6 protein-coding genes and 1 pseudogene are annotated in these 7840 nt (G+C 32.9%); 4 read left to right on the top strand and 3 right to left on the bottom strand.

Annotation, left to right across the window (positions count from 1 at the left end; genetic code table 11):
• Nucleotides 1-352: 352 nt before the first annotated feature.
• Both CCY16_RS06240 and CCY16_RS03195 read right to left on the bottom strand, forming a co-directional pair.
• Complete coding sequence (locus tag CCY16_RS06240; protein WP_245800751.1) at nt 353-490, bottom strand: hypothetical protein; 138 nt, start codon at nt 488-490, stop codon at nt 353-355.
• 315 nt (nt 491-805) lie between these two features.
• A complete protein-coding gene (locus CCY16_RS03195; RefSeq protein WP_143696907.1) occupies nt 806-2011 on the bottom strand; it encodes a Bcr/CflA family efflux MFS transporter in 1206 nt (401 codons plus the stop codon).
• A 636-nt stretch (nt 2012-2647) separates the two neighbouring features.
• On the opposite strand from CCY16_RS03195, the gene ubiE reads away from it, so the two are divergent.
• The 4 genes and pseudogenes from ubiE to CCY16_RS03180 all read left to right on the top strand — a co-directional run bounded on the left by ubiE (nt 2648) and on the right by CCY16_RS03180 (nt 6240).
• Complete coding sequence (ubiE, locus tag CCY16_RS03190; RefSeq protein WP_088414904.1) at nt 2648-3346, top strand: bifunctional demethylmenaquinone methyltransferase/2-methoxy-6-polyprenyl-1,4-benzoquinol methylase UbiE; 699 nt, start codon at nt 2648-2650, stop codon at nt 3344-3346.
• Nucleotides 3347-3401: 55 nt separating this feature from the next.
• Nucleotides 3402-3680: an FtsW/RodA/SpoVE family cell cycle protein gene (locus CCY16_RS06235; protein ID WP_342742182.1), complete on the top strand. Its 279-nt coding sequence runs from the start codon at nt 3402-3404 to the stop codon at nt 3678-3680.
• A gap of 182 nt (nt 3681-3862) precedes the next feature.
• Nucleotides 3863-4438 (top strand): annotated as a pseudogene (locus CCY16_RS06230) (FtsW/RodA/SpoVE family cell cycle protein).
• Between the two features lie 95 nt (nt 4439-4533).
• A complete protein-coding gene (locus CCY16_RS03180; protein WP_088414902.1) occupies nt 4534-6240 on the top strand; it encodes an ABC transporter ATP-binding protein in 1707 nt (568 codons plus the stop codon).
• Nucleotides 6241-7649: 1409 nt separating this feature from the next.
• On the opposite strand, the gene CCY16_RS05800 is transcribed toward CCY16_RS03180, so the two are convergent.
• Nucleotides 7650-7840 (bottom strand): hypothetical protein (locus tag CCY16_RS05800; protein ID WP_218916638.1); only part of this gene is annotated, 191 nt, incomplete at its 5' end.

The raw sequence follows: 7840 nt of genomic DNA, 5'->3' as shown, positions 1-7840 counted from the left end.
AAATATTTATGGTAAAATCAGCACACGTAATATCATTTATTGCATAAATTACCTGTAAATTGTAACGTTTGTACAGTTGCGTGTAAAAGCACTGGTATGATTTAACATAGCTCCAAAGGCCTATAAACTACCATACAAGTTCAAGTTCCTATTATTATCATACATTTTTATCATAGCCCTTATAAATTACGCATAGTTTCTACTAAACCATTATACCATTTATTGCAAAATTGTATTTTATATCTTAGGATCATATTATACATCTATTTAAGTTTTTATCCCATACGTGACCAACGGCAGCATAGCGCTGTCTTCTATACTTAGTGCTATTACTGATACAATCTTGGGCGCACTAAAAAACACAGCAAGTAAACACACCTAACGTGAAAAGTACTGGCCAAGACATTCTGCCGAATATTGCAAGCAAAGCTGCACTAATTATTATCACCGTTATTATTGGTCCACCTATACTGTGAGTATAGAGCACCATTCTACATAGTAGAATGTTCGGATTCTCAGCATTTGTATCAAATGCAAGGGAGAAAAATTAAAAACATAAGCAGAAGAATTTTTTTTATTATGTTTTATCTACAATAATTTTTGCTTTGTATTAGATTATCCCTCACCTTGATTAAATTTGGATAAATTGTGCAAGGAGAACTCTGTTGCATAGCGACTAATAAAAAGAGCAAGAATGGAGGAAAGTATTTAAAATGCCGGCGATATTGGACTGATAGTTTAAGAGATCTTCTAAATGAGTTATCTTATTGTACACTGTGCAGCATAATGGTGAGGTCTATTACCATCAGTCCTTCAAGTGTTCTTCATCATATTTGAGTAAGCCGTATATAAGAATTGCGATTGTAGAACATATAACTGTCAGCAGTAAATTTGACAAAACACCATAAGAGAAGAATTTTCCCACTATATATATTCCGATAGCCCCAAACATCATATTGCAAAATGAGAGAACTGCACTACCAAGCCCTATACCTTTGATCATTTCTAATGCAGAGGTTACGTTGTTGCTTATTATCAATGCAAGTCCAATATTGTTTGGGACCCAGCACATTATGAGGGTGTATATATTTAATTTATCTATTAAGTAAAGACATATCAGCGAACAGTCAGATATTATTGGTAATACTAAACCTATCCTTAACATCCTGCTAACTCCCACCTTCTGTACACATCTTCTGTTAATTAAAGTTCCGATTATGTAAAATATGACTATTATTGATATAAAATAACCGAAGTGTCGCACCTCAATACCCATAGATTCAAATATGAAAGGATAGTTAACGATATACGCATAAAGCCACATGAAAGTTAATCCATGAATAGTTGAAAATCCAAGAAAACGATAATTCCTAAATGTTGATATATATTGCTTAAAGACATCAATGATTATCTTATTTATGTTAGTCTTATTTTTATTAATATTGAGTGTTTCTTGTAACTTAAAGTAAATAAAGATAAGCATAATAATTGCTGCAAGTGATATAATAAAAAACAAAAATTTCCAGTGATAATTATGTGAAATTATATGACTACTTATCACTGGAGCAATTCCAGGTGAAAGTGCTACTATCATATTTAACTTTGAAACTACCCTTGAGTATTCACTACCCGAGTACATATCCCTTATTGCTGCATATCCAACAACGCCTGCAACCCCAGCTCCTACCCCTTGTATGAAGCGAATGAGTATTAGGAGCACAATATTATCAGCTATATAACACGCAATACTTGCTAAAGTAAAAATTGTCATACCAATCAGCATTACCGGACGCCTACCATAATGATCCGATAATGGACCATAAATTAATCCAGACATCGCAAATCCAACTAAATTTAAGCTAATTGTAAGTTGTACTACACGGCCTCCTACTTCAAAATAATTGGCAATGCTTGGTAGTGCAACTGAGTACAGGTCAGTTGCCATATCGACAATTGCTACAGAAAATATCATGACAAGAGAGATGATCTTTTGTGAAAGAACTATTACCACTTAATGATTCGCTGAGCTACAGAAGTTTGATTATAATATATTTTCTTTATTAGTACATTAATTTAACTACCTGAATTGAAAGTTCCCCTTGTCATCCAAGTAGTCAACACTAGTTCTTCTTTTCTAGGTTCCCGCGTCATGTGCTGGCATTTTGGAATTTCATAAAATTGCCATAGTGGTCGAGTTTTTTTTGAGCTTAGCAAAACCATCTAAGTTGAAAAACGACACAGAAAAAGCGGGTATATAAAGATATGTCTAATGTTTATGAAGTATACTCTAGTCTTCTTAATTGTAAATGATATGTCTGTGTCCTATTGTAACAATAATTACTTCGCATTTTGCAGTGTTTACATGACATATAATGCGATAATCATCATTCTTAACCTTCTGCGCCCTTTTAAGCTATAGTGTAATGGTTCAGCAAGATTTATCTGAATTAATTGTAAAGAATTTCTTACCTGTTTCAATAAAGAATTTTAGGTGTACTGAATTTTATAACAAATGGTACAAAACTAAGTATAGTATTGTAAGACGTGACTAAAAATTAAGAAGGTATTCTAGCGGTTGATACTGGATGTATTTTTATGATAAGGGTTCAACAACTTTACATAATGTCTAATAAAAGTTAAGAAGGGCATGAATAAATCACAATTGGTCAAAAAGGTTTTCGATTCTGTGGCAAATCGCTATGACATCATGAATGATATAATGAGCCTAGGAATACACAGACTATGGAAGGATAAGATGGTAAATAGCGTGCATTTTACAAAAAACTTTCAGGTTTTAGATGTCGCTGGGGGAACCGGAGACATAGCAATAAGAATAGTAAGAAGAGAGCCGAGTGTTCAGGTTACAGTATGTGATATAAATCAAAACATGCTAAGTAGAGGACGTAATAAAGCCATAAACTCAAATCAGCTTAATTTTAATTGGGTGTGTGCAAATGCAGAAAGTTTGCCATTTGAAAACTCTGAGTTCGACTGTTGCACAATAGCTTTTGGTATTCGAAACGTTTCCAATCGTAAAAAAGCTTTAAGTGAGATACACAGAGTACTAAAACCCAATGGACAATTTATCTGCTTGGAATTTGCTCCTATGCACTATAAAAATGAGATATTTACCAAACTTTATGACTTATACTCATTCAAAGTAATTCCTAAAATCGGCAACATAGTTGCTAAAGACAAAAGTTCTTATAAGTATTTAGTAAGAAGCATTAGAGAGTTTCCAGTTCAGACTGACTTCAAAATGGAAATTGAAGAGGTGGGCTTTAAGAATGTTAAATTTCATAATATGAGCTATGGAATAGTGGCGTTGCACACTGGAACAAAGTAAATATTAAACTTTGGTATAGAACACTGGATTATTATCTCATCCTTCCAGTAGTTTTTTGTTAACTATAAGCTTCATTCTCATCTATTTGGCAAGCCCTGTAATTGCACAGCGTCTTTCTTTACTACGAGATTACTTTATACGGAGCCACATAGTTTATATAGTTTTATCGCTGATTACCTTAGTGGCATTTTCTTTTCTTAATACAAAAACCATACTTAACCTCTCATTTGCAAATTCTACTTTATTTATTATTTTAATAGTAGCCGTGTTAGTACTTGGTATAGAGACAAAAGGAGCAAAACGATGGTTACATATCGTCAAAATTTCAGTTTAACCTTCTAAGTTTGTAAGACCATTTTTTCTGTTGTTATAGTTAGTATCTTTGCCAGTGGAATAAAGTTTAAAATATACATGTCATCATAATATTCATGCTAGTCTTCACGTTGTAATTTTGCAACCTGATTTCAGCATGTCTATGCTTTTAGTGTATTCTTCTATTGGTCAAATATTTATTGCATGTGTACCACTTTTATACTTCCCATGTATAGCAGGAATAGTCACAACTGGAATTACAACAGCCTACTTATGTTTTCACATATAAAGCAAAGGATTTACAGCTTTCTCCTTTTCACACAGCACAATAATTTTCAAGTTATAAAGTCATTAGAAGCATTCAAAAAAGGTCAGTTAACTGGTGTCGGGCCTGATGAAGGCAACTTAAGGATCTTTCTCCCTGATTGTCACGCAGATTTTGTATTTTCTGTTTTAGCAGAGGAGTTTGGTTTGATTATGTGTTTAGCCACATTGATGTTATTCGGCATCATTTCTGCTCGCTTGCTTTACGTTGCATATAAAGGAAATGAACTATCTAATCTGCTGGTAATTTTGGATATCCCAATTCAATTTATTACATAATTTATAATAAACATAGAGGTAACGTTGAACGTTGTTTTAACCACTGGCATAACTTTGCCGCTACTTAGCTACGGCGGTTCTTCTTTTTTATCTTCGAGCATCGCACTTGGCATAATGCTGTCTTTAGTAGAAACCAGACTATCATATAAAATCTTCGTGAGTGTATTTCTTTTTTAAAAGACACGCTATGGACTAGTTCCTTTATACTATACCTTTCCTCTTTCTCCTGAAACCAAAATCCATATACTTAACTTCAGAAACTTCAAAATAAGATGCGATCTAATATCAAGCAATTATTTTATTACATAAAACCTAATCTGCATTATTTCATCATAGCTTTTATTGCAGTTTTATCTTCAGCTTTAACGATTCTCCTTTTTGGCAGAGGCTTGAGTAACATAATTGATTCTGGTGCAGAGCACAATTTTATCACTAAGCTATTAGTTACTATATTTATAGTTTTAGCCATTTCTCTCACTGCATTTATTAGGTTGTATTTCATTGGGATTGGCAGCGAGAAAGTTATTGCAAGAATAAGATATGACTTATATGGCAATATTACTGATTTGCAACCAAGTTTCTTTGAGAATACAAGTGTTCAAGATGTCATCTCAGCACTAATTACTGATACCTCTGTGCTGCAATCAATAATGAATAGCAGCTTACTAACCATATTACGAAATTTTATAATTTTGATTGGTAGTGTTGCCATGCTACTATATACAAACCTACATTTAACTACATATGCTGCTGCAATAATACCAACGCTACTTATTATCATGACTTCACTTGGGAAGAAAGTGCGCAATTATGCACGCTTTGCTCAGAATAAGCTAAGTGAGCTTGCATCATTTAGTGAAGAAAATTTCAGGTCTATAGTAACTATCAAATCATTTGTATTGGAAGAAAATGAAAAAATCCATTTTAAGGAGCATCTAGACTCAGTGTCAAAATCATATGTAAAATTAGTATTTTTGCGCGCTATTTTAGTAACCTTGGTTATCGCGTGTGTGATAGGCTCACTAGTAGTTTTGCTCTTTTTCGGTATTAAAGAAGTCTTAAGTAATAATATAACTGTTGGAGAACTATCTTCATTTGTGTTTTACTCAGCACTTGCAGCAGGAACTGTAAACAATTTGAGTGATAACATCAGTGATCTACAGCGAGGCTTTGGAATAGTAGAGCGTTTATTTGAATTTAAAAATATGAAAAGCTCTATAATGGATGTCGATAATCCTATAAAAATTTGTGGCATTAAAAAAGGAATTTCCTTTAATGGCATAACATTTTTTTATGAATCTCGACCTGATAAGCCAGCGCTAGATAATATATCATTTTCTATAGAGGCAGGCCAAGCAGTATCAATCGTTGGCCCATCTGGCAGTGGTAAGAGCACCATTTTAAAGCTTCTGCTCCGTTTTCATGATCCAAGCAAAGGCAGTATTACTATCGATGGGTATAACGTTAAATCAATTGCTTTAAGTAACCTTAGATCATTGTTTGGTTTGGTGCCACAAGATCATATTATATTTTCGTGTTCAATAATGGAAAATATACTGTATGGCAAACCAGGTGCTGAATATGAGGAAGTGAGGCAAGCAGCTATCAGTGCTTATGCAATGGAGTTTATTGAAAAGCTACCTGATAAATTTGACACATTTGTAGGAAAAAGAGGATTAAAACTTTCCGAAGGACAAAAGCAACGCATTATAATAGCAAGGGCCGTACTAAAAAATCCCCAGATTTTGATACTGGATGAAGCAACTTCTGCTCTTGATTATAAAAGTGAAAACCTTGTACAAAAGGCACTGAGCAAACTAATGCAAAATAGAACAACAATCATGATTACACATAGGTTATCAACCGCACTCAAAACTGACAAGGTTATAGTACTCAATCATGGGAAGGTAGAAGAAATAGGAACTCATGACTCTTTAATGAATAAAGGTGGATTGTATGCGAAATTAATGAAAATATAGTAGGCATGACCTATTAAAGTACCATACAAATCAAAAAAAATTCAAATCATACTGTCGTCAATTAGATAGATATTCTAAATTTAGAGTAAAATTATTAAAATATTAACTATTTTAACTTATAATAACTTAATATTACTTTTTAAAAGACTATTATGATTTATACTCATGTTTTTTTACTAAGACAATAATGTATGACTTCTTACTTACCATTACCAGTTTTTTTCAATGCATACATCTTGTACGCCTACGTATACACCTTATGCTATTAACTCATGTCATAATTACTATGACATATCTCACAATCCTTGTGATGTATTATGATTTCTTTACTAAAAGATTGTTTTAAACCACTTAACACACATGTAGTGCTGCTTTAGCATATGTGTCCTAAGTCCTTCTAAGAGCGTATGGGCATTATTTGAATAATGTCCACTAATCCTATATTTCTCTTAATTAAAGAAATTTCATGAGCAAGAGCTATCTACATGACAACTTCACCCACAACTCATTTTAGCAACACAGAAGTCTTATCATTTTTTTGCAACAAAACCTCTGAATTCCAATATCTGCTACTTATGCAATGGCTGGTTTGCCTACAATTGTTAATGCGGCATAAACAAATCTTCTAGCTATGAAGTGACTTTGCTAAGCATATATTGCTTAGCTGCATCACTATCAATATCGTATTTTAAAACATATTGCAAATTAATGATCTCAGATATGCTAATTTAGTCTTTATGTTATAAAATTATTAATTATTTTGTTCTATAATAATCTAATAGTTATTTTTTTAAGGATTTTTATGACTTGTTATTCAGTTTTACAACTATACGATGCTTATTCCCATGATATAGATAAACCTTATTTCTCAGATTGTAAACCATTATACATATTTGATAGATTTGATAATAGGCCTTACTTTGATAGGGACTGCATGACCACGCAAAAATTTTCCCTTGTAGGCGATTACCACATTCATAATTTACACACGTCTACCAAACATCATCATATTCCATTCCAAGGTGATCATAACCCATATTTCAAACATTATTGTAATCCATATCACAGTAATCATCATGATATAGCATGGTGTCATGCTCACGACTCTGGTAACACAGTAGTGCTAAATATACTACCATATTGAACTGGAGGTGGAAGTGGAAAAATAGGAACTAGGATAATAGAAGTTGCAGGAACTGAAGGAGTACCTGATGGCCTAGATGCTGCAGCATTTGGTTCTAGTGCAGATGCACTTTTAGGATAATAAATTGTTGTAGGTAATTGTAGCGAAGGTGATAAAAGACGTAAAAAGTGCGTAGAGAATCGGAAGTGAGCAATATTATATTATGATTACAAATAGCGTTGACTTAATATGATAAATAGAATATAAGAAAAAGAAGGGATGTTCACTATGTACATCTGTCTATCAACTTATAACCTTTATAGCTCATTTGATTATGGTCTTTCTTGCCTTTCCTACTAGTACTGTTAATTTGAGATAAAGTTTTCATTATATAGAAGGTTTTTATGCCAGAAAATGATGAGAATTTAGAAACTACAGTAGAAGAAAGCAGCGAAGAGGAAACCTCTTTAAGCACCA

This window comes from Wolbachia endosymbiont of Wuchereria bancrofti, from assembly GCF_002204235.2.
GTDB lineage: Bacteria > Pseudomonadota > Alphaproteobacteria > Rickettsiales > Anaplasmataceae > Wolbachia.
This window is presented reverse-complemented; position numbering and strand designations above follow the sequence as displayed.

Bases quoted from the DNA above. Each gene is read 5' to 3' on its own strand.
- ubiE (WP_088414904.1), top strand. From the start codon at position 2,648: ATGAATAAATCACAATTGGTCAAAAAGGTTTTCGATTCTGTGGCAAAT.
- CCY16_RS06240 (WP_245800751.1), bottom strand. From the start codon at position 490: ATGGTGCTCTATACTCACAGTATAGGTGGACCAATAATAACGGTGATA.
- CCY16_RS03180 (WP_088414902.1), top strand. From the start codon at position 4,534: ATGCGATCTAATATCAAGCAATTATTTTATTACATAAAACCTAATCTG.